The organism is Enterococcus sp. 125944 (assembly GCF_051909435.1).
Classification (GTDB): domain Bacteria; phylum Bacillota; class Bacilli; order Lactobacillales; family Enterococcaceae; genus Enterococcus_D; species Enterococcus_D gallinarum.
The window spans coordinates 92389-113511 of the sequence record NZ_JBQASY010000009.1; the positions used below are offsets into that span (position 1 = coordinate 92389).

At 42.0% G+C, this 21123-nt stretch carries 23 protein-coding genes, 1 tRNA gene and 1 other annotated feature; of the genes, 16 read left to right on the plus strand and 8 right to left on the minus strand.

Features of this window, described 5'->3' with window-relative positions:
- Window positions 1-112: 112 nt before the first annotated feature.
- Window positions 113-925, plus strand: a complete 813-nt coding sequence (locus ACTFWY_RS09820; RefSeq protein ID WP_311828391.1) for an endonuclease/exonuclease/phosphatase family protein — start codon at window positions 113-115, stop codon at window positions 923-925.
- Between the two features lie 130 nt (window positions 926-1055).
- On the opposite strand, the gene ACTFWY_RS09825 is transcribed toward ACTFWY_RS09820, so the two are convergent.
- The 5 genes from ACTFWY_RS09825 to msrA all read right to left on the minus strand — a co-directional run bounded on the left by ACTFWY_RS09825 (window position 1056) and on the right by msrA (window position 6888).
- Window positions 1056-1727 carry a type 1 glutamine amidotransferase gene (locus tag ACTFWY_RS09825; RefSeq protein WP_003128503.1) on the minus strand — a complete coding sequence of 224 codons (672 nt, stop codon included), beginning with the start codon at window positions 1725-1727 and terminating at the stop codon, window positions 1056-1058.
- Window positions 1720-3069: a Mur ligase family protein gene (locus ACTFWY_RS09830; protein WP_081131416.1), complete on the minus strand. Its 1350-nt coding sequence runs from the start codon at window positions 3067-3069 to the stop codon at window positions 1720-1722. The genes ACTFWY_RS09825 and ACTFWY_RS09830 overlap by 8 nt, the downstream gene beginning before the upstream one ends.
- Window positions 3070-3319: 250 nt before the next feature.
- The gene (locus tag ACTFWY_RS09835; RefSeq protein ID WP_029487306.1) at window positions 3320-4726 is read right to left on the minus strand and encodes a TrkH family potassium uptake protein; all 1407 of its coding nucleotides are present in this window, start codon (window positions 4724-4726) and stop codon (window positions 3320-3322) included.
- A 268-nt stretch (window positions 4727-4994) separates the two neighbouring features.
- On the minus strand, window positions 4995-6059 hold the full coding sequence (locus ACTFWY_RS09840) for an iron-containing alcohol dehydrogenase family protein (protein ID WP_249455677.1): 1065 nt from the start codon (window positions 6057-6059) through the stop codon (window positions 4995-4997).
- 310 nt (window positions 6060-6369) lie between these two features.
- A complete protein-coding gene (msrA, locus tag ACTFWY_RS09845; RefSeq protein ID WP_156248031.1) occupies window positions 6370-6888 on the minus strand; it encodes a peptide-methionine (S)-S-oxide reductase MsrA in 519 nt (172 codons plus the stop codon).
- A 92-nt stretch (window positions 6889-6980) separates the two neighbouring features.
- On the opposite strand from msrA, the gene ACTFWY_RS09850 reads away from it, so the two are divergent.
- The 8 genes from ACTFWY_RS09850 (at window position 6981) to upp (ending at window position 14104) form a co-directional block, all read left to right on the plus strand.
- Window positions 6981-7535 (plus strand): AAA family ATPase, encoded by a 555-nt coding sequence (locus ACTFWY_RS09850; RefSeq protein WP_311828389.1) that lies wholly within the window; start codon window positions 6981-6983, stop codon window positions 7533-7535.
- 50 nt (window positions 7536-7585) lie between these two features.
- Window positions 7586-8188, plus strand: a complete 603-nt coding sequence (locus ACTFWY_RS09855; protein ID WP_081131414.1) for a GNAT family N-acetyltransferase — start codon at window positions 7586-7588, stop codon at window positions 8186-8188.
- Between the two features lie 122 nt (window positions 8189-8310).
- The gene (locus ACTFWY_RS09860) at window positions 8311-8895 is read left to right on the plus strand and encodes a thymidine kinase (RefSeq protein WP_029487305.1); all 585 of its coding nucleotides are present in this window, start codon (window positions 8311-8313) and stop codon (window positions 8893-8895) included.
- 3 nt (window positions 8896-8898) lie between these two features.
- A complete protein-coding gene (gene prfA, locus ACTFWY_RS09865; RefSeq protein ID WP_003128515.1) occupies window positions 8899-9972 on the plus strand; it encodes a peptide chain release factor 1 in 1074 nt (357 codons plus the stop codon).
- Entirely contained in the window at window positions 9965-10801 is an 837-nt protein-coding gene (gene prmC / locus ACTFWY_RS09870) for a peptide chain release factor N(5)-glutamine methyltransferase (protein ID WP_003128516.1), read from the plus strand. Before prfA ends, prmC begins: the two co-directional genes overlap by 8 nt.
- Before the next feature lie 196 nt (window positions 10802-10997).
- Complete coding sequence (locus tag ACTFWY_RS09875) at window positions 10998-12026, plus strand: L-threonylcarbamoyladenylate synthase (RefSeq protein ID WP_171917760.1); 1029 nt, start codon at window positions 10998-11000, stop codon at window positions 12024-12026.
- Window positions 12027-12106: 80 nt separating this feature from the next.
- Complete coding sequence (gene glyA / locus ACTFWY_RS09880) at window positions 12107-13342, plus strand: serine hydroxymethyltransferase (RefSeq protein ID WP_005472813.1); 1236 nt, start codon at window positions 12107-12109, stop codon at window positions 13340-13342.
- A gap of 132 nt (window positions 13343-13474) precedes the next feature.
- Complete coding sequence (upp, locus tag ACTFWY_RS09885; RefSeq protein ID WP_005472811.1) at window positions 13475-14104, plus strand: uracil phosphoribosyltransferase; 630 nt, start codon at window positions 13475-13477, stop codon at window positions 14102-14104.
- 200 nt (window positions 14105-14304) lie between these two features.
- Here the strand turns inward: upp and ACTFWY_RS09890 are convergent, their stop codons facing one another.
- On the minus strand, window positions 14305-14541 hold the full coding sequence (locus ACTFWY_RS09890; RefSeq protein ID WP_003128523.1) for a hypothetical protein: 237 nt from the start codon (window positions 14539-14541) through the stop codon (window positions 14305-14307).
- Between the two features lie 126 nt (window positions 14542-14667).
- On the opposite strand from ACTFWY_RS09890, the gene ACTFWY_RS09895 reads away from it, so the two are divergent.
- From ACTFWY_RS09895 to ACTFWY_RS09925, 7 genes are all read left to right on the plus strand, one after another.
- Window positions 14668-14740: transfer RNA gene (locus ACTFWY_RS09895), tRNA-Thr, on the plus strand.
- A 157-nt stretch (window positions 14741-14897) separates the two neighbouring features.
- Window positions 14898-16079 carry an FtsW/RodA/SpoVE family cell cycle protein gene (locus ACTFWY_RS09900; protein ID WP_311828394.1) on the plus strand — a complete coding sequence of 394 codons (1182 nt, stop codon included), beginning with the start codon at window positions 14898-14900 and terminating at the stop codon, window positions 16077-16079.
- A gap of 10 nt (window positions 16080-16089) precedes the next feature.
- Window positions 16090-16467: an arsenate reductase family protein gene (locus ACTFWY_RS09905; protein ID WP_003128525.1), complete on the plus strand. Its 378-nt coding sequence runs from the start codon at window positions 16090-16092 to the stop codon at window positions 16465-16467.
- Window positions 16449-16787, plus strand: coding sequence for a glycine cleavage system protein H (locus tag ACTFWY_RS09910; RefSeq protein WP_003128526.1), 339 nt, complete (start codon window positions 16449-16451; stop codon window positions 16785-16787). The genes ACTFWY_RS09905 and ACTFWY_RS09910 overlap by 19 nt, the downstream gene beginning before the upstream one ends.
- A 72-nt stretch (window positions 16788-16859) precedes the next feature.
- Window positions 16860-17111 (plus strand) — a binding site (T-box leader).
- Window positions 17112-17186: 75 nt separating this feature from the next.
- Complete coding sequence (locus ACTFWY_RS09915) at window positions 17187-18221, plus strand: methionine ABC transporter ATP-binding protein (protein ID WP_060813125.1); 1035 nt, start codon at window positions 17187-17189, stop codon at window positions 18219-18221.
- Window positions 18214-18900: a methionine ABC transporter permease gene (locus ACTFWY_RS09920; protein WP_003128528.1), complete on the plus strand. Its 687-nt coding sequence runs from the start codon at window positions 18214-18216 to the stop codon at window positions 18898-18900. Before ACTFWY_RS09915 ends, ACTFWY_RS09920 begins: the two co-directional genes overlap by 8 nt.
- Before the next feature lie 47 nt (window positions 18901-18947).
- Entirely contained in the window at window positions 18948-19799 is an 852-nt protein-coding gene (locus ACTFWY_RS09925; protein ID WP_003128530.1) for a MetQ/NlpA family ABC transporter substrate-binding protein, read from the plus strand.
- 182 nt (window positions 19800-19981) lie between these two features.
- Here ACTFWY_RS09925 and ACTFWY_RS09930 read toward each other — a convergent pair whose 3' ends face one another.
- Window positions 19982-20746, minus strand: a complete 765-nt coding sequence (locus ACTFWY_RS09930) for a helix-turn-helix domain-containing protein (RefSeq protein WP_311810798.1) — start codon at window positions 20744-20746, stop codon at window positions 19982-19984.
- Window positions 20731-20988 (minus strand): hypothetical protein, encoded by a 258-nt coding sequence (locus tag ACTFWY_RS09935; RefSeq protein ID WP_156233682.1) that lies wholly within the window; start codon window positions 20986-20988, stop codon window positions 20731-20733. The genes ACTFWY_RS09930 and ACTFWY_RS09935 overlap by 16 nt, the downstream gene beginning before the upstream one ends.
- Between the last annotated feature and the right edge of the window lie 135 nt (window positions 20989-21123).

Below are 21123 nucleotides of genomic sequence, written 5' to 3' on the forward strand. Positions count from 1 at the left end.
CAGCTGATCTCATACAGTGCGGATAGTTTCGTCTGGTTCATACTTATGGCACAGCTCCGTTCTTTTATTTACATTTTGAAAGAAGATAATCAAACGCAGAGGAGCGTTATTCATGAAAGTTTTAACATTAAACACCCATAGCTGGTTAGAAGACGATCAAGAAGCAAAATTAAAAGTGATCGCACAAGAAATCGCAGCAGGAGATTATGATTTGATTGCGTTGCAAGAAGTCAATCAATCAATTGCTGCTACAACGATCGTTCCGGATGGTCTTTATTGTCCGACAGAGGCGATCCTTGAGATCAAAGAAGACAATTTTGCTTTGCGCTTAGTAGAAGAACTGCAGATTCTGGATCACGATTATTATTGGTCATGGACTTACAGTCATGTGGGTTATGATGTCTATCATGAAGGGAATGCCTTACTGTCCAAAAATCCAATCATTGCCAAAGAATATTTGGCTTCTGAGACAACCGATGTCTGGGACCATACTACGCGAAAAAATCTTAGCGGTCTCACAGAAGTAGATGGCAAAATGATCCAAGTGTTAAGCTGCCATTTTTCTTGGTGGAATGACGGCAAGTTTGCCTATGAATGGCAGCAAACCGAAGCGTTTTTGACTGAGCGAGCAGCATCGCTCTTGCTTTTAGGTGATTTCAATAATGAGGTAGATAGCTTGGGTTATCAGCTGGTTAAAAACAGTTCATTGCAGCTGCAGGATAGTTTTCTTGCCGCAACAAAAACGATCGGTGAGGCTTCGGTTGTTAAAGCAATCGATGGCTGGCAAGACAATCAGACAGCCTTGCGTATCGATTATGTCTTTGCCTCACAGAATGAACAGCCCGTAGAGTATGAAGTGGTCTTTGACGGTCAGCGGCTGCCGATAGTCAGCGATCATTTTGGTATCTGTGTGGTTTTTGAATAACCAAGAATAGAGACGACTTCGATTATTCGCTTGCTATCGCTTGAATCGGCTAGAGATTCAGGAAGCAGACAATCGATTAAAAAAGGATGAGACCAGAAACGAATTTCTGATTTCATCCTTTTTATTTTGATCAAATGTCAATCGAACCATAGCGGTTTTTTAAGGCAGTGCGTATTAAGCGTTCTGCCAAATGTTCATTCCGGGCAAGCAGTGGACCATGGAAATAGGAACCAAAAACATTGCGGTAGACCACGCCTTCTGTTTGGTCCTCGCCATTGTTTCCCTGCCCTTCTACGACTTTACCTAGTGGTTTCTCACCTTTGCCAAGAAACGTCCGACCATTGTGATTTTCAAAACCATAATAGGTCTCATCGAATTCTTCATTATGGATAACGATATCTCCGATGAAGCGATTGTTTTCTTGACTCAATGTGTAATGATCCAATGCGCTAATTCCTTTGATTTTCTCTCCGTTAGCTCCCATGTAGTAATGACCTAACAACTGATACCCGCCACAAATGGCCAACATGACTCCATCGTTCTCGATGTATTCCGTCAATGCTTCTTTTTTTGTTTGGATATCTTCAGAAACGATCAGCTGTTCAAAATCCTGTCCGCCGCCAAAAAAGACTAAGTCATACTTCTTCGGATCAAATGGTTCATGGATGCTGACGACTTCCGAAATGAATTCTACACCCATTTTTTCGGCTACATAACGCAACATCAATAAATTGCCATTATCCCCGTAGGTGTTCAGCAAATTCCCGTAAAGATGAGCAACATTCAAACGATAATTAGCCACGATCCATCCCCCCTTTGATATAGCCTTTTTCTGCCAATTTTTTGCGTAGTTGCAAAACAGCAGTATAGGTTGCTAAGATATAGACTTTTTCAGTTGGTAGATTGGCGATATCTTTAATGACCTCATCAAGGTCTTTTGTTTCGGTGATCTTTTCTTCGGGAATTCCCGCTACTTTTAAACGCAGCGCCATATCTTGATGGCGGTCGCCGCCAGCAATGACTTGAGGAATCGCCATTTCGGCAAATGCTTCATGATTTCCATCCCAGATCCAGCTAACATCAATGCCGTCCGCATAATTTGCATTCAAGAGACTGACGAGAGAAAAAGGATACGGAGATAAGCCGATCATATCGATCACTTGATTCAGTCCTACCGGATTTTTGACTAACACGAGTGTACACTCTTTGCCATCGATGGTAATGACTTCTTGACGGCCAAAGACTTTTTCATCATAGGCCAATCCAGCTCTGATTTTTTCAGGTGCGACTTGATAATATTCCGCTACAGCGGTCGCTGCCAATGCGTTATAGACATTGTACATGCCGCCAACTTCGATTCCATATGAATTCCCATCAATGACAAAATCAGCAGAAGTATTATCCATTGCTGTGATGGCTGTCAGTTTGTAGTCTAGTTCTGGACGTTTGAATCCGCAGTTTGGACAATAGTATTTGCCTAGATTCGCATAGGTAATCATTTGGTAATGTAAGATGTGGTGGCATTCTGGACAAAGAACCCCGTCTGTATTGTAATGGGCCATCTGCTCCTGATCAGGTAAGTGATCAAAGCCATAATACTTTCTTGGATTAACAGTAGTGACAGAATTGAACAACGGGGAATCACCATTACATAGAATTGTGGCCGCCGGTGAATTTGCTGCTCCTTCAACGATCATTTTATATGTTGTATAGATTTCACCATAACGGTCCATCTGATCGCGAAAAATATTCGTGAAGACAAATAGTTCAGGTTTGATATACTTCGTTACTTTGCTAAGACTAGCTTCATCGATCTCTAGTACTGCAAACTTTTTGCCGCCTTTTGGTTTGGCAGATAAGAAAGTAGAAACGATTCCTTGGACCATATTGGCACCTGTTGGATTTGTCAGCACATCATCAAATTCTTGCCGTAAAATATTCACCGTCAGTGCAGTAGTCAAGGTTTTTCCGTTCGTACCAGTGATAACGACAACTTGATAATCTTTTGCTAGATAATCTAAAATATGCGGATCGATTTTTAATGCTATTTTCCCAGGCAGACTTGATCCGCCTTTAAAAAAGTTTTTTAATACCCACTGAGAGGTCTTACCGACTGTGACAGCCAGTTGACTTCTTAACCCCATAGTTGAACCTCCAAACGAGATGATTGTCTTTTTAGTTTAAATTCAATTTATCATACCATATGTTCTAAAAAAGGTTAAACGGCTTTTCGATTTCTTTAAGTTTCTGCAAAGAGTTCAGTTTATTGAACCAAAAAAGGCAGGGACATTCGTTACAAACAAGATGTCTCTGCCGCTTCAAAACGCTTGTGGAAGGCTCGCGACTTTAAGATACAACGCTTAGAACCTTCAATAGCGCCATTTTACTGGCTGTTTAACCAATAATAATCTTCTCGGTTGGGTATTCATAACCTAAATCTCGGGTTTCTTTTGGCACAAACAACAACAACGTATAAAGCATACCTACACGGCCAATGAACATCAGTAAGGCTATCACTAACTTACCCACACTTGAGAGATCATCGGTGATCCCTAACGATAAACCGGTGGTCCCAAACGCAGAAGCTACTTCGACAATGATGGCGATCAACGGGATATCTTCAGTGGCAGTCAAAAATAATACGCAGAAAAAGCACATTCCTAAGGATAACATGAAGACAACAACCGACTTACGCACATCGTCTTCATCGATCCGTCGGCCAAATATGTTGATATTGTCTTCACTCTTTAAGAAGGCATAAAGATAAAGACCAATAATGGCGATCGTTGTCGTACGAATCCCGCCACCAACTGAACTTGGGCTGCAACCGATAAACATTAGTAACGAAAAAACGATCAATGTCGTGGTCTGAAAGTTCCCTAAATCATGGATCTGCAGTCCAGCATTACGGGTAGTCATGGAATAAAACATACTGTTGATCCAGGTGCTGCTAAAGCCGTAATCTTTGAACAGATGGTCTTTCTCTAGGAAATAAATGGCGATCGTTCCACCGATAAACAAAATCACAAAAGCCAACATCGCGATTTTTGTAAACAATGAAAAGCGAAAAGGCAGTTGTCGGCGATTTTTTTTCAGCTTGAAGAGGGCCCATTCTCGGAAATCCATAATCACTGGAAACCCAATCCCACCGATAAAAATCAAAAACATGATACAAATCAAAAAGAAATAATCATGTGCGAAAGGTAAAATGGAATTTCCTGTCACGTCAAAGCCAGAATTTGTGACCGCGGAAATAGCTTGGTAAAAACCATAAAATAGGGCATCCCGCCAATTGTCATAATAGCCATTAAAATAAAAATAAATAGAAAAAATAGCGCCAGAGATGGCTTGGCAAAGTAAGATGATCGTAAACGTGATTCGAATCATCCGCACGATTCCGCTTAGCTTTGGCTGATTCATATCCGTCATAATCAACTGACGCTGCTTCAATGAGATCTTTCTCCGAGAAACGATCGCAAAGAAAGTGGAGATCATCATAATCCCTAGTCCACCCACTTGAAAAAGAACTTCAAGAAGCACTACACCGCGATCATTGAACACATCATCGATAGGGAATGTCGTCAATCCGGTGACACTGACCGTGCTGACTGCCATAAAAAACATATCGATGAAGGAAGCATGAGAACGAGGTTCACGAAAAAAGGGAAGGTAAAATAAACCTAAGGAAATAATCGTCATCAGAATATAGTAAAAAACGATCACTTGGATCGAAGAAACATTTTGGGCAATAAAATATTTGCTTTTGCGTTGTGTCAGACGAGCAAACCGCGTGAAATTCATAACTAGTCTCCTCACTAAATAAACTACCCACAGTATACCAAAGAACCAAGCAGTTTCAAAAGAAAGCAAGATTGAAAGTAAGTAGCAGCCAATATCATCAAAGAAACGCTCTGCAAAAATATGAGATAGCGCCGCAAAACAATCACTGGAACAGAGAAGACGGTAGCCTGTCATTGAGAGAGCACTAGAAGATAGCGGTGAGTCGAACAAAAAACTGTATGCCCGATAAGTCTGTTGGGCTTACAGTTTTTTTGAAGAGATCGGTTAGTTAGAGTGCTTCCACCGCTTCGATTGCGCGAAAGACTTTTTCTGGAGTGATCATTGGGTCGATCAGGACAAATGTTTCTTCTTCTTTAACGGCATAAGTCAAAACAGGCGCAAAATAAGCGCGATCCACACGAGTGACATGCAAGTCTTTTAGTTTCATAGGTAAGTGCAATGCTTCGTAGAAAGGACGCAGTTCCTCGATAACAGCAAAATCGTTGGTGTAGGCAAGCTGTACCCAGATGCAGTAGGCCACTTTATTGCCATGGAGGACACTGTGGGTTTCGCTCAGATAAGATAAGCCGTCATGTAATGCGTGGGCGCCAGAAGTTCTGCCAAACTCTACAGCAAATCCACCAACTTCTCCTGCTAAAGCGATGATGGCATCTGTGATTCGCGCAAAAGCTGGCGTCAAGCGCCCGGCTTCTAAATCAGTGACTGCTTGGATGGCATCTGCGATCAAGAGTTCTTTGATTAGTTTTGCACTTTGAAAACCGAGCCGAACCAAGGCTGTTTTATCTTCTTCTGCCATCGTGCGTACAATGGCTTCCATTTCATAATACTTGGCTAGCGTGTCTGCGATGCCTGCAATGAAATAATCCACGGGTGTTGCTAGCAAGAATCGAGTATCGACGATCGTCATATAAGCCCCTTTTTTGGCGTAATCGATCTTGCAGATTGTGTGGTCTGGGTAATAGGCGACAATCACAGGAGTAAAGGGTGCACAGTTGGAAACCAATGTAGGGATGACGATCAGCTCCGCTTCCATTCTTTCTGCAGTAATTTTTGCGGTATCTGCGACACGTCCACCACCGATCGCAAGCAGGACATCTACGTGTTTGATCTTATCCGCTAACTCCTGAGCATTCTCATAACTTGAGGAGCCATCATAGCGATAAACAGGATAGTCAAATGGATGCGGATAATAGGTTTTAAAAACGTCAAATGATTGATCGCCAGTAATGACAGCAACCTGATCAAAATCATTGAGATACTCTGGTAGATCAAAAAGAACTCCTTCACCAGTAATATACCGGTTTGGTCCAGGGCGGACTTCATTGGCTAACATAACACAACACTCCTTTGCAATCGTCAGAATTTTCTAATTAGTGTAACGTGGAATAGCGCCTGCTGTCAATTTTTCTTTTGAGCAGTTTTGTTCAGATCAGCCAGGCCAAAGCCAATCGGCGCAAGCAGGCGTAAAGAGGGCATAAAAAAAGACCCTAACAAAGGAGAGTTTGTTCTTGCTAGTCTTCGCATAATCAAGACTGTTTTGCGAAGATCCTCTCCTTTTGAGGGTCAGTTGTTGGGCGAGAAAACAGCACTATTTCTATCTCAGAAACTAAAGGAATATTCAAACTGCCGCTTCTCAAAATAGGTTATGTCCAGTTTTGACGGATGAAACCAGCTCGTCCTGAACCTTCACGGTAGGCGTTGTAATGCGCCGTATTTTTCTTATAAAAATCTTGATGATAGTCTTCTGCTGGATAGAAAGGTTCAGCAGGTTCGATTGTTGTCACGATTGGATCTGTAAAGCGACCGCTTGCTTGCAAAGCGGCTTTTGAAGCTTCTGCGATTGTTCGTTGTTCTTCACTATTGTAATAGATGACTGGACGGTAAGAGTCCCCACGGTCTGCGAACTGACCAAAGGCATCTGTAGGATCGGTTTGTTGCCAATAGATAGCCACGAGTTCTTCATACGTTATTTGTTCAGGATCGAAAGTGATTTCTACGGCTTCTGTATGTCCTGTGGTTCCAGTTGTTACTTCTTGATAGGTAGGATGAGGGACATGTCCACCGGTAAAACCTGAGACTACCGAAAGAATTCCTGGTAAAGAATCGAAAGGTTTGACCATACACCAGAAGCAGCCACCGGCAAAAATTGCAGTATCTTTCATTGTGATTCCTCCTTTGGTTTTATGGTATGCTTCTTATAGAGAAAGACAAGCGATATGCTTATAAGAAACGGCCAAAGAAAGCGAGGTTTGCTGTGGATACGATCATCATTTTATTGCGGGGGAATTCTGGCAGCGGAAAAACGACAGTAGCAAAAGCGCTGCATCAACAATTAGGGGCAGAAGCGGTGTTGATCTCACAGGATGTATTTCGCCGAGAAATTTTTCACGTGAAAGATACGCTTAATAATCATGCTGTAGGTCTAATGATGGAGGCCCTTTTATATGCGCGAGGGAAGGTTCCTTTCATCATCGTTGAGGGAATTTTTGCCCGTGAAAAATACCAGGACTTCTTGCTCTTTTTACTAGAATCCTTTGAGAAGTGTCTCATTTATTATTTTGATGTGCCTTTTCAAACAACGATTGAAAGACACCGAACACGGCCGCAACGGGCATTTTTTTCCGAATCATCGCTACAAAAGTGGTGGCTCGAAAAAGACCTTCTCTTTGGGGAAAACGGCATAGCGTCCAAGAGCAATGATACGAGTAATAAATCAGTCCTCTCAAAAGAGAAGATGTTTACAGAGAAGCAGACAATATCTGAAATGATCACGATGATCTTGGAGGATACGAAACAGTTTCAAAAATAGCCTTGAAGCAAACGATCTGTTTTCCAAAAAAACTAAAGTGAGGTATCTCTATGTTAGACAAATCAATTCCTTATGCAGAAATTTGGATGGAGCGCATGGCTGCGGATGAAGTAGCACCGGTCCCTGCCTCAAATAACTACATCATTCAACCTTATCAATCCGGTGATGCGAGTGAGTGGGCGCGGATTGAGACAGCGGTGGGAGAATTTGATACAGAAGCCGCGGCACTTGCGTATTTTGAAAAAGACTTTCTCCCCTATGAATCTCAATTGCCGCAACGAATGTTTTTTGCAGTGGATCCAGAAGGAACAAAGGTAGGAACAGCGACTGCTTGGTGGAAGAAGAAGCAAGATGGCAACATTGTGCCGCTCGTTCATTGGGTAGCAGTCATTCCCAGCGCTCAAAGACAAGGGATCGCTCGCGGCTTGGTAACCAAAGTTATAGAAACATGCCAGAACCAAACGGCAGATTCCGAAGAATCTGCTGCCGCTATTTTTCTCCATACGCAAACATGGAGTCATGCTGCGATTGGACTGTATCAACAACTAGGCTTCAAACTTATTGATACAGACTATCAGGGACAGATGAATCCCGAGTACGAACAAGTATTGACTATTTTGAGAGACGTGGCGCAGAAGGAAAACGGGCAGTAAAGCCAATCATTTGCAGGCATCGTTCTGTTCAGTACCCCTCTTAGCGACTTCTGAATTTAAACCTGTAAAAATTCCTTGTTTTCAAGTATAATACCAAAGGAGTATCAGGAAGGATGGGCAAGATGGCACAACTTTTTTTTAAATATGGCGCGATGAATAGTGGCAAAACGATCGAGATTTTAAAAGTTGCACATAATTATGAAGAACAAGACAAGCCGGTCGTGATTATGACCAGCGGCATCGATACCCGAAGCGGGATCGGAACAGTTTCCAGTCGTATTGGGTTAGAGCGTGACGCCATTCCGATTTTCGATGAGACCGATTTGTATCATTTAGTAAAAGATCTAGGATATCAACCCTATTGCATTTTGATTGATGAGGCACAGTTTTTGAAAAAACACCATGTCTTGGCGTTTACTAAAATCGTAGACGAATTAGGCATTCCTGTGATGGCATTTGGTTTAAAAAATGATTTTCGCAACGAATTATTCGAAGGTTCTAAATATCTGCTTCTTTATGCAGATAAAATTGAAGAAATGAAAACGATCTGCTGGTTCTGCCACAAAAAGGCGACCATGAATCTGCATTACATTGACGGTAAACCAGTCTATGAAGGCGATCAAGTTCAAATTGGCGGTAATGAAGCCTATTACCCTGTTTGTCGCAAACACTATTTTCACCCTGGAATCAAAAAAGAAGGAGAATAAAACATGTACGATCAGTTACAAGCGATTGAAGACCGTTATGAAGAACTAGGCGAACTGCTTAGTGATCCCGCTGTCATTTCAGATACGAAACGGTTCATGCAGTTGTCCAAAGAAGAAGCAAATACCCGAGAGACTGTCGAAGTGTATCGCCGTTACAAAGAAGTCGTTGAAGGCATCAAAGATACAGAGGAACTATTGGGCGAAAACTTGGATGCAGAAATGGCAGAAATGGCTAAAGAAGAACTATCTGACTTAAAAAAAGAAAAAGATGTTCTTGAAGACCGCATCAAAATCTTATTATTACCAAAAGATCCCAATGATGACAAAAACATTATCATGGAAATTCGCGGGGCTGCGGGTGGAGATGAAGCGGCACTATTTGCTGGAGATCTCTTTAATATGTATCAGAAATATGCGGAAACACAAGGTTGGAAAGTCGAAGTGATGGATGCCAACGTTACCGGTATCGGCGGCTACAAAGAAGTCATCATGATGATCAGCGGTGAGAATGTCTATTCAAAATTGAAATATGAAAGTGGCGCGCATCGGGTACAGCGCGTGCCGTCGACAGAATCTCAAGGACGAATCCACACATCTACGGCAACCGTAGTCGTGATGCCAGAAGCAGAAGAAGTAGAGATCGATATTGCTGATAAAGATATCCGAACAGATATCTATCATGCTTCAGGCGCTGGTGGTCAGCACGTCAACAAAACGGCATCAGCTGTCCGCTTGACACACTTGCCGACTGGTATCGTCGTTGCCATGCAGGATGAGCGTTCACAGTTGAAGAACCGTGAGAAAGCGATGAAAGTCTTGCGGGCAAGAGTATACGACCAAATCCAGCAAGAAGCACGAAGCGAATACGATGCAAATCGTAAATCAGCAGTGGGAACTGGGGATCGTTCTGAACGGATCCGTACGTATAACTTTCCGCAAAATCGGGTGACGGACCACCGCATCGGGTTGACTATCCAAAAATTGGATCAAATTTTGGCTGGAAAACTTGATGAGATCATTGATGCATTGATCATGTACGATCAAACATCAAAATTGGAAGAAATGCAAAATGGGTAAAACCTATCGAGAAGTCCTTTCACGGGCTTCTTCTTTTTTAGAAACAAAGGGACTGGAAGGGTATGCGATCCAATACCTTTTTCTGGCTCGTAAAAATTGGCAAAAACTAGATTGGTTGCTGCATATGGATCAGCAAATTTCGCCAGCTGATAAAGTGCAAATTGAAGCAGATCTGCAGCAGCTTTTAGCGCATCGTCCCCCCCAATACCTTTTAGGCTATGAAGAGTTTTATGGCCATCGCTTCAAAGTAACAGAAGACACATTGATTCCTCGACCGGAAACGGAAGAATTAGTCGCTTTATGTCTGGAGCAAACAGAACCTGCAGAGAATTTGCGGGTCGTAGATATTGGGACAGGGACAGGTGCGATCGCGGTCTCTTTGAAATTGGCACGTCCTCACTGGCAGATCGCTGCTGTTGATCTTTCAGAGGCCGCATTGGCGGTAGCTAAAGAGAATGCGGCGCAATTAGGTGCGGAGGTCGCTTTTTATCAAGGCGACACGCTGACACCAGTGGGGGATCAATCATGGGACATCATTGTATCAAACCCGCCTTATATCAGTGAGCAGGAGTGGGAGCTGATGGATGCCAGTGTGCGTCAGTTTGAACCCCAAATGGCCCTTTTTGCAGCGGAGAATGGTCTAGTGATGTATCGTAAGATTGCAGACCAGGCAAAGAAGTTATTGACACCTGACGGAAAAATCTTCGTCGAAATCGGTTTTCAACAAGGTAAATCTGTCCAGCGTATTTTTGCGGAAGCTTTTCCAGATAAAAAAGTTACGGTCATTCAAGATTTATCTGGAAAAGATCGGTTGGTCGCAGTACAATAATCCACAGCATGTGGACAACCATTTTTTTGAAAAATTTTTTTGATAAAAAACAGTGATAGAGTAAGACTTACTTGCGAATAAAAGTTATAAACAGGGTTATCCACACTTGACAAACGATTTATCCACAAAATGTGGATAAAAACCGAAAAAATGTTGATAAGTGTGGAAGTCCTCAAAAAAAGGATGTGGATAAACTGTGGAAACAAAAAAATTTAGTGAAGAACAATTATCCGAAGCAGCAAAAATTTTAGCCGCAGGTGGATTAGTTGCTTTTCCTACAGAAACAGTGTATGGCTTAGGCGCCAACGCTCTTTTGCCTGAAGCGGTAGCACAAGTCTATGCCGTCAAAGGAAGACCTAGTGACAACCCATTGATCGTCCATCTCGCCGACCCGGAACAACTGAAGGATTATGTGGATAACTTGCATCCAGCAGCGGAAAAATTGATGGCAAAGTTTTGGCCTGGCCCCCTAACATTGATTTTTTCTATCAAAAATAACAGTTTACCGTCTATTGTGACCGGGGGGTTATCCACAGCGGCATTCCGTATGCCAGCGAATAAAAAAACACTTTCAGTCATTAAACAGGCACATGTCCCACTAGTCGGACCTAGCGCAAATACCTCTGGCAAGCCAAGTCCGACCTCAGCTGAACATGTATTGCATGATTTGAAAGGAAAGATAGCTGGTGTGATCGATGATGGGACTACTAGGATCGGAGTTGAATCAACAGTCTTGGATTTAAGTGATCCGACAGCAAAACCAATGATCTTGCGTCCAGGAGCCGTGACCAAAGAACAATTAGAAACGGTTTTAGGCAGTGAAGTCGAAATAGATAAACACCTAGTATCTGAAGGTGAAAGACCCAAAGCACCGGGAATGAAATACAAACATTATGCTCCGGATACAAAGGTTGTGATGGTTCGGTCAGAGGACTGGCCAGCAGCACTCGATTGGGTCAAGCAGCAGCGATTGCGAGCAGGTGTCTTGGCAGGCCCATCAATTTGTGAGACAGCCAGATTTGAAACAGCAGCTGTTTACATGTATGCGGACGACACGGTTGAGGCAGCAGCAAAAGGACTTTTTGCAGGTTTGCGAGCCTTAGATGAATCGATCGCTGGCTTGGAGATCATTTTAGCGGCCGCTTTTCCTGAGACAGGGATGGGCAGCGCCTATATGAATCGCTTGAAAAAAGCAGCCAATCAAAATTTTTTTCAGGTAAAATAGAAAAAACGCTGCTTTGATCATAGGTAGTGCTTAGGAAATATGATACAATGCTAGCATTAAGGTAAAGGGGTGTTGTATGAATGGACTATCAAACGTTTGATCCTGATTTATGGCAAGCCATTGAAAAGGAAGCGGATCGCCAACAAAACAATTTAGAATTGATCGCATCTGAAAATATCGTTTCCGCAGGTGTAAGAGCGGCTCAAGGCAGTATTTTAACAAATAAATATGCCGAAGGATATCCAGGTCGCCGTTACTACGGTGGTTGTGAATTTGTCGATGTTGTTGAAAATTTAGCAATTGATCGTGCCAAAGAACTTTTTGGTGCGGCCTATGCAAACGTACAGCCTCACTCAGGCTCACAAGCCAATACTGCAGCATATCTAGCGTTGATTGAACCAGGAGATACGGTGATGGGCATGGATCTATCCGCAGGTGGGCATTTGACCCATGGCTCTCCAGTCAATTTTAGTGGGAAAACCTATCACTTTGTTAGCTATGGCGTAGACCCAGCGACTGAAGTGATTGATTATAATGTCGTACGGATCTTAGCGAGAAAGCATCAACCAAAATTGATCGTTGCTGGTGCAAGTGCGTATTCACGAACAATCGATTTTGCCAAATTCCGTGAAATTGCTGATGAAGTCGGTGCTAAGTTGATGGTAGATATGGCACATATCGCAGGATTAGTTGCTGCTGGTCTGCATCCAAATCCAGTTCCTTATGCAGACATCACTACTTCTACGACCCACAAAACCCTTAGAGGGCCTCGTGGCGGCTTGATTTTGACCAATGACGAAGACTTAGCGAAAAAAATCAACAGTGCAGTCTTTCCTGGCATTCAAGGCGGACCTTTGGAACATGTGGTCGCTGCCAAGGCAGTCGCATTCAAAGAAGCATTGGATGAAGACTTCAAATCCTATTCAGAGCAAGTGATCAGAAATGCGCAAGCAATGGCAAAAGTGTTCAATCAAGCACCGCAAGCACGGCTTGTTTCTGGTGCAACGGACAATCATTTATTGCTGATTGATGTGCGAGGATTTGAGCTTAACGGAAAAGAAGCCGAAGCATTGCTTGACCAAGTCAACATCACAGTCAATAAAAATTCGATTCCATTTGAAACCCTTAGCCCATTTAAAACGAGCGGTATTCGTGTCGGCACACCGGCAATCACTAGCCGTGGGTTCAAAGAAGAAGATGCTGTGGAAGTAGCAAAACTGATTGTCAAAGTGTTGGAACACCCTGAAGATACGGCTGTTTTGGAAGAAGCAAAAGCACAAGTGAAAGAGTTGACGGACAAGTATCCGTTGTATTAAGATGTAGCAGGAAAAGGGTTTGAGCCGATGCTCAGATCCTTTTTTGAAGGAATATGGCTATGACGTGATGCAAGGTTGTATCAATCGTTGATTTGCTTTAAAATAAAAGAAAAACCAAAGGAGACTTTTAAAATGGGTAAATTCCAAGTAATTGACCACCCCTTGATTCAACACAAATTAACAATGATCCGCGACAAGAACTGTGGAACGAAAGTGTTCCGTGAAGTTGTCGATGAAATCGCCATGTTGATGGCGTATGAAGTATCACGGGATATGCCCCTCGAAGATGTAGTGATCGAAACACCGATCGAAGAATCGACCCAAAAAACACTTAGTGGTAAAAAAGTAGCAATCGTACCGATTCTACGGGCCGGACTAGGCATGGTCGACGGTATTCTAGAATTGATCCCAGCGGCTAAAGTAGGACACATTGGTATGTATCGTGATGAAGAAACCCTTGAACCACATGAGTATTTCGTTAAATTGCCTGAAGACATCGACACTCGTCAGTTATTTATTGTTGATCCAATGTTAGCAACTGGTGGTTCAGCGATCATGGCCATCGATGCGTTGAAAAAACGCGGTGCTTCTAACATGAAGTTTGTTTGCCTAGTTGCTGCGCCAGAAGGTGTGAAAGCATTGCAGGATGCCCATCCTGATGTGGATATCTACACAGCAAGCTTAGATGACCGCTTGAATGAACATGGCTACATCGTTCCTGGATTAGGCGATGCTGGTGACCGTTTGTTTGGAACAAAATAAAAGAAAGAGCGTGGAACAAAAAGTGAAAAACACTTTTGTTCCACGCTCTAAACACGTCTAAACGCTGGGAGTAGGAGCAACTCCTTCGGAAATAAATCGAACTACTCAAAAACTACTCAAACATTTGAAAAGCAATTTCCGTGTATTCCTCCTTATTTCTTGGAGATTACCACTTTTGTCCCAGTCTCCTTTTGAACGAACTACATTTTCGTTAACTGTTTATAATTAATGATCAATACACCATTACTTTGTGTAACAAGCTTTTGATTCTCCGCTGTCTGATTCAATTCAACAACCGCAGAGTTCTTAAGCTGCTTAGTGACTGTACCGGTTTGTTTTATTCCATGGATCGTGAACATGACAGGAGTAGCGACCTCAAAATTTGCACCTTCAGCTGACGGGACAACGGTTGTTTCGAACTTACCAAATGTTGCCATGTAAAAACCTCCTTGATATAGTTAAATTATACCACATTTTTTGAAAATTTTCAGTAATCCTATTTTTTCCCTAAACTTCTCTTTACAAAGTTGTGTTTTTTTCTTATAATCTTCTTTGTGTTAGTTGCCAGCTTAGCTCAGTTGGTAGAGCAACGCACTCGTAACGCGTAGGTCACAGGTTCGAATCCTGCAGCTGGCATTGAAGCAGTCTAATTAGACTGCTTCTTTTTTTAGATGATTTTTTTAGAGAAAACTTTAAAGTTTCTAAATTTTTTCTGAATGAGAACGGGGAATCCTTTCTTTTCTGCGCAAACATCACTATAATGGATAAAGATTCTACAGAAGAGAGTGTGGGCATGGAAAATACACGAATAAGAAAGAATGATAATCGAATTGACTACGGTGTGATATTACCCGTATTTTTATTGTGCTTGATTGGGTTTGCGTCATTGTATGTCGCATTGACGAATGATCCAAGGAATCCATCCGTGGGAAAAACCTTAGGATTTCAAGCTTTATGGTATGTACTAGGAGTTATCGCAATTATAGTGATCATGCATATAAAATCCAAGTGGTTGTGGAAGTTGACTCCCTATATTTACGGAGCAGGATTGCTGGTAATGCTGGGTCTCTTGAAGTTCTATGATGCAGGGTTAGCCGACTCTACGGGCTCGCGAAACTGGCTGCGTTTTGGCTCCTTTACGATCCAGCCTTCGGAATTGATGAAGATTGCCTTTATCATGATGTTGGCGCTGGTGGTCACCCATCACAATGTTCGTCATCGAGATCGAGATTTAAAGACGGATGGCTTATTGATCGCTAAAATGTTAGCTGTAACCATTCCGGTCCTAGTTTTAGTCATGCTGCAAAAAGACTTTGGAACGATGTTAGTTTTCTTAGCTATTTTTGGTGGGATCTTTTTGATGTCGGGGATTTCTTGGCAGATCGTGATCCCAGTTATCGCCGCTTTTGTTTTGATAGGGGGCGGGACCATCTTTTTAGTCACAACAGATATGGGACGAGAGTTTCTCTATAATGTCGGCTTTAAAGAATATCAGTTTGCACGTATCGATTCTTGGTTAGATCCGTTTCACGATACTCAAGGCCAGTCTTTCCAACTAGCTTATGCTTTAATGGCTATTGGGTCTGGTGGGATGTTCGGTAAAGGGTTCAATGTGAGTGATGTCTACGTGCCAGTTCGTGAATCAGATATGATTTTCTCTGTGATCGGAGAGAACTTTGGGTTTGTCGGCAGTGCCTTTGTGATTTTATTATATTTCATTTTGATTTACCGAATGATTCGGGTTTGTTTTGATACAAACAATGAATTTTATGCCTATCTTGCTACCGGGATCATCATGATGATCTTGTTCCATGTCTTTGAAAATATCGGTGCTAATATTGGCTTATTGCCTTTGACAGGTATTCCATTACCCTTCATCAGTCAAGGGGGATCGGCATTATTAAGTAACATGATCGGCATTGGCTTGATTTTATCGATGCGCTATCAGGCTGAGAGTACACCAAAAACCTTGTAAGGAGATAGCTATGATCACATTTTACTGGTATCCGAAATGCAGTACATGTAAAAATGCGAAAGCTTGGCTAGAAGCAAATGGGATTCCCTATGAGGCCATTGACATGATCAAAGAGGTGCCTACGAAGGCGCAATTGTTACAATGGATCACCTCTAGCGGCTTGCCAGCTCGCCGCTTTTTTAACACAAGCGGAATGAAATATCGTGAATTAGGTTTGAAAGAGAAAGTACCAACGTTGTCGAATGAAGAAGCCGCAACTTTGTTGGCCACAGACGGCATGTTGATCAAACGCCCGTTGTTGATTAGTGAAGATCGCTTTTTGATCAATGGGTTTAAAGAAAAAGAATATGAAGGAGTCTTGTTAGAATCATGGAAAAGAAATGCTTGAGAAAAAAAGATAATTTGTGGGTACTGTTCAATGGCAAAGAATACTGTGTTGGTTTGACAAAAGAAGCACAAGAAGAATTAGGTGCTGTGTCTTTTGCTTCTTTGAAAAAAGTTGGTACAGCCTTAAAACAAGGAGATACACTAGTGGAGTTGGAAGCAGAAAAAGCTGTCAGTGAATTTCCAAGCCCATTAACAGGCGTGATTTCTTCTGTAAATGAAAAAATCGATCAAAACGTTGATATCTTAAACGACAGCGATGAAATGAATGCTTGGCTAGTCAGCTTTAAAGATGTTGATCCAAGTCAATTTGACGAATTATAAAACAAGATCCAACCACTGATTTACAAAAAGAATTGACAGCAGATTGAGACGTTGCTATAATTTGCTCAATAAATGAATGCTTTGAAAAGAAGAGTACATGTTCTTGACGTACACAGAGAGCCCTGTTTGGTGTAAATGGGCAACGAAGAGAAGATGGAAGATGGTCTTTGAGCAGGATGGGTGAGTCTAAGGACAAGCCTATCACGGGATGCACCCGTTACTGTGCAACAGTATGCGAAGAAATTCAAGTACTGGAAGAGGCTGTTGATGCGAGTCGACAGTAAATCAAGGTGGTAACACGGAAGTTGTGCTTTCGTCCTTTGTAACAGTATAATGTACAAAGGATGAAAGCTTTTTTTGTGTTTAACTAGTGAATGAATAAAGAAAGATGGGAAATTTATGGCATTAATCGAATTGACCCACGTAAAGAAATCCTTTGACGGTAAAAGTGGCGCAGTCCATGCCGTCAATGATGTTTCTCTGCAAGTGGAAAAAGGCGATATTTATGGCATCGTTGGTTATTCAGGTGCCGGCAAAAGTACATTGGTTCGTCTATTGAATGGATTAGAACTTCCTTCAGCTGGTGATGTAGTGATCAATGGTCAAAATATTTTAGCCTTGAAGAACAAAGAATTACGAGATTTTCGTAAAAAAATTGGAATGATTTTTCAACACTTTAACCTCTTGTGGTCACGAACAGTATTGGAAAATATCGAATTACCATTAGAATTGGCAGGGATCCCCAAAATCAAACGCCGCGAGCGGGCACAAGAACTGGTAAAACTTGTCGGGTTAGAAGGACGCGAAAAAGCTTACCCTTCCCAATTGTCAGGTGGCCAAAAACAACGGGTAGGAATTGCCCGTGCGTTAGCAAATGAGCCAGAAATCTTGCTATGCGACGAAGCAACCAGTGCACTTGACCCTCAAACAACCGAAGAAGTTCTGGATTTACTGCTGTCCATCAACAAAAAACTGAATTTGACGATTGTGCTGATCACCCATGAGATGAACGTGATTCGCAAAATCTGCAATAAAGTAGCTGTAATGGAATTAGGCAAAATCGTTGAAGAAGGTTCCGTGCACTCGGTGTTTCGTCATCCGCAACAAGCTGTGACTAAGCGCTTTGTGCAGCAAGATTTGGAGCCAGAAGAAGATCCCGAGGAATTGCGTCAAGCCTTTTTAAGAGAAAATCCCCATGGCCGCTTAGTGACATTGACCTTTACGGAAGACAATGCGAATGAACCAATCATTTCGCAAGCGATCCGAAAGTATCTGATTGATGTCAATGTTGTTTATGGCAAGATTCAGCAAACAAATGAAGGTTCTTTTGGCGCATTAACCGTTCTATTGACCGGTGAAACACCAGAAATCGATAAAGCATTGCGCTTTTTTGCGCAAGAACAAGTAGGCGTGGAGGTGATCGAGCGTGGGTAAATCATTTTCAGAAACCTATTTTGATTTTGAAAAAATCGATTGGGCAAACATGCAACAAGCGACGATCGATACGTTATTTATGACATTCTTCTCTATGGTACTAGTCATTGTGATTGGACTAATACTAGGATTGGCTCTTTATTCATTAGGTCGCAAGCAAACATTTGGATCACGCTTTGCCTATACCTTAGTCTCGATTATCAGTAACGTGTTTCGTTCAACTCCGTTTATGATCTTGATGGTTTTGATTATACCGTTTACGACACTATTGGTAGGATCCTTCTTAGGGGCAAAAGCTGCGATTCCAGCATTGGTTCTATCAGCAGCTCCTTTTTATGCACGGTTAGTAGAGATTGCCTTTCGAGAAGTAAGTCCAGGTGTGATTGAAGCTGCCGAGGCGATGGGGGCAAGTTACTGGGAGATTATTTATAAGATTATCATTCCTGAGAGTGTCCCAGCATTGATTTCGGGCATCACTGTCACCACCATTTCAATGATCGGTTACACAGCTATGGCAGGGGCGATCGGTGCCGGAGGCCTTGGTTCATTGGCTTGGCAAGAAGGCTTTCAACGGGGAAATTACACTGTGACGCTTGTAGCAACAGTGATTATTTTAATTATTGTCTTTATCTTACAAGCAATCGGCGACTTTTTGACAAAAGCAACAGACAAACGCTGATTGGCTGAAAAAGAAAAACATCAAACAGAAAATTGGGAGGAATAAAAATGAAAAAGATTTTTGGTTTTGCAACAACAGTATTGTTAACAGTCGCTTTAGCAGCCTGCGGTACAGGTTCAAATAACAGCGCCGATTCAACATCAGCTAGTGGAGAAAACACGAAATTGGTGGTGGGAGCATCTGTCACACCCCATGCAGAAATTTTAGAACAAGCAAAACCATTGTTGGAAAAAGAAGGAATTGATTTAGAAATCAAAACCTTCGATGATTACATCTTGCCAAACAAAGCTTTAGAAAATGGCGATATCGATGCCAACTATTTCCAACATATCCCTTACTTGAACAAGCAAATTGCCGATAATGGCTATGACTTTGTTAATGCAGGAGCGGTTCATATCGAACCGATGGGGTTGTATTCAAAACGGATCTCTGACATTTCTGAATTAGCTGAAGGTGCAACCGTGATTACTTCAAATTCGGAATCCGATTGGGGCCGTATCTTAACGATTTTACAAGATGCTGGTGTGATTAAGTTGAAAGATGGTGTCGATGCTGAAACAGCAACATTTGATGATATTGCTGAAAATCCAAAGAAATTAGAATTCAAGCATGATATTGATCCTTCATTATTGGCAACGGCTTACCAAAATGATGAAGCAGACCTAGTGGCCATCAATGCGAACTTTGCTTTTGGGATCGACTTGAATCCAGCAGATGATTCTGTTTTATTAGAAGCGGATAATTCACCATACGTCAATGTGATTGCCGTACGCAGTGGCGACGAAAGCAGCGATAAAATCAAAAAATTGGTTGAAGTGCTTCACTCTGACGAAATCAAAGACTTTGTCGAAAAACAATGGCAAGGTTCTGTGAAAATCGTTGATGCGGACGCTAAATAGTTTCCTTCATTAAGCAGTACAAACAGAGCAGTGACATAAGTTAAAAACAGACGAAACTTACTAAATGATAAAGAGATTTGACCTTCCTCGCAATCTTGCGTCGAAGACCTCCTGAATCGCAGGAGTAATCTCTTTACGTTTCGGTTAGGTGGTTTGTTTCATACTTTTGTCACTGCTCTTTTTTAATTCCAATCTAGCAAAACAGAACGGTTATGCCAAATCATTTCATACAGCAGCGGCAATTCAGGGTGCTTTTTTAATAATTGATCGTAGTGGGGGAGCTGGCTAAGAAACAGACGAATGAGTGTGAGGGTATCAGGTGAAAGTGATCTACTCCCTTTAAACAAGATCAGATTGCCTTCTAATAAAGCACAGAGCAAGTGGATTTGAGTGATTTTGACAAGACAGATTTGAAAGGAGTCACTTCCCAGACGTTCTTTGAGCAGTTCTGCAGCAAATATTTGGTTCAGCAAGTAGGTATCTTCTTCAGATAAATAGAAGGTTTCAAGTCCAAGTAATTGTTTCCATAAGAAAAGATAGTTGCGTTCATGGCGCAAATAATAGGCTGGGACAAAGTTTTTTGGAAAAACTGTAGCTAATGCGATCCCATTTTCCAGCGGATAAACCGCTTTTCTTTTTTCATGGATTGTTTTGATACAAAAGAAGGCCTCACTGGAACTTTTTATCAAGTGTGGACGCATCCAGCGCAACAATTGATAATGGAAAAAACGGATTTGTATTTCGTTCCCTTGTAAAAGTGGAAAATGCTTGCGATTCAGAGATAAGTGATACGCTGCCAAAGAGGATGATAGAGCAGTGAAACGTCGATTGACACTGGAAGGGCTCAGGTGGCATTTTCTGCATAATAATGGATAAGTCAACGAAGGTTCTTCCAGCTGGGTGTTAAGAATACGGTAGTTACTGCTCTTTTTTACAAGAGAAGCGATGACTTTTTTTGTAACTCAGTAACCGACATTGCTTCCGTCTGTAAATAATCAAGTTGGCCTTTTTTAATCAAAAATTTGATTGGTAACTTGATACCTAACTCGCTGGCGATCATCCGTCTAATAGTCTTGACGGAGATCCCTTGTTGCAGGGCTGCTTGTTGGAGGGGGAGCGGACTTTCTTTGAAAAGACTACGGATCAGACGCAACATGCGCAACACTTCTTTCTCGAGAAAATCCTCCAAGTTGTGAATCACCTCTTTCGGATGAGATTACATTTATTATAGTGGATAACTAGTTTCTTGGTTTTTTTAGAAAAGAATAATCATCAAAGTTTAATAAATAATTTTCACTACAAAGAGACAGATGCGGAGCTAATC

What these genes read in the sequence shown, in the direction of transcription:
- ACTFWY_RS09925 (WP_003128530.1), top strand. Translation starts at nt 18,948, where the DNA reads ATGAAAAAGATTTTTGGTTTTGCAACAACAGTATTGTTAACAGTCGCT.
- ACTFWY_RS09835 (WP_029487306.1), bottom strand. Translation starts at nt 4,726, where the DNA reads ATGAATTTCACGCGGTTTGCTCGTCTGACACAACGCAAAAGCAAATAT.
- msrA (WP_156248031.1), bottom strand. Translation starts at nt 6,888, where the DNA reads ATGAAAGATACTGCAATTTTTGCCGGTGGCTGCTTCTGGTGTATGGTC.
- prfA (WP_003128515.1), top strand. Translation starts at nt 8,899, where the DNA reads ATGTACGATCAGTTACAAGCGATTGAAGACCGTTATGAAGAACTAGGC.
- glyA (WP_005472813.1), top strand. Translation starts at nt 12,107, where the DNA reads ATGGACTATCAAACGTTTGATCCTGATTTATGGCAAGCCATTGAAAAG.
- ACTFWY_RS09860 (WP_029487305.1), top strand. Translation starts at nt 8,311, where the DNA reads ATGGCACAACTTTTTTTTAAATATGGCGCGATGAATAGTGGCAAAACG.
- ACTFWY_RS09890 (WP_003128523.1), bottom strand. Translation starts at nt 14,541, where the DNA reads ATGGCAACATTTGGTAAGTTCGAAACAACCGTTGTCCCGTCAGCTGAA.
- ACTFWY_RS09910 (WP_003128526.1), top strand. Translation starts at nt 16,449, where the DNA reads ATGGAAAAGAAATGCTTGAGAAAAAAAGATAATTTGTGGGTACTGTTC.
- prmC (WP_003128516.1), top strand. Translation starts at nt 9,965, where the DNA reads ATGGGTAAAACCTATCGAGAAGTCCTTTCACGGGCTTCTTCTTTTTTA.
- ACTFWY_RS09820 (WP_311828391.1), top strand. Translation starts at nt 113, where the DNA reads ATGAAAGTTTTAACATTAAACACCCATAGCTGGTTAGAAGACGATCAA.
- ACTFWY_RS09855 (WP_081131414.1), top strand. Translation starts at nt 7,586, where the DNA reads ATGTTAGACAAATCAATTCCTTATGCAGAAATTTGGATGGAGCGCATG.
- ACTFWY_RS09840 (WP_249455677.1), bottom strand. Translation starts at nt 6,059, where the DNA reads ATGTTAGCCAATGAAGTCCGCCCTGGACCAAACCGGTATATTACTGGT.
- upp (WP_005472811.1), top strand. Translation starts at nt 13,475, where the DNA reads ATGGGTAAATTCCAAGTAATTGACCACCCCTTGATTCAACACAAATTA.
- ACTFWY_RS09915 (WP_060813125.1), top strand. Translation starts at nt 17,187, where the DNA reads ATGGCATTAATCGAATTGACCCACGTAAAGAAATCCTTTGACGGTAAA.
- ACTFWY_RS09900 (WP_311828394.1), top strand. Translation starts at nt 14,898, where the DNA reads ATGGAAAATACACGAATAAGAAAGAATGATAATCGAATTGACTACGGT.
- ACTFWY_RS09905 (WP_003128525.1), top strand. Translation starts at nt 16,090, where the DNA reads ATGATCACATTTTACTGGTATCCGAAATGCAGTACATGTAAAAATGCG.
- ACTFWY_RS09830 (WP_081131416.1), bottom strand. Translation starts at nt 3,069, where the DNA reads ATGGGGTTAAGAAGTCAACTGGCTGTCACAGTCGGTAAGACCTCTCAG.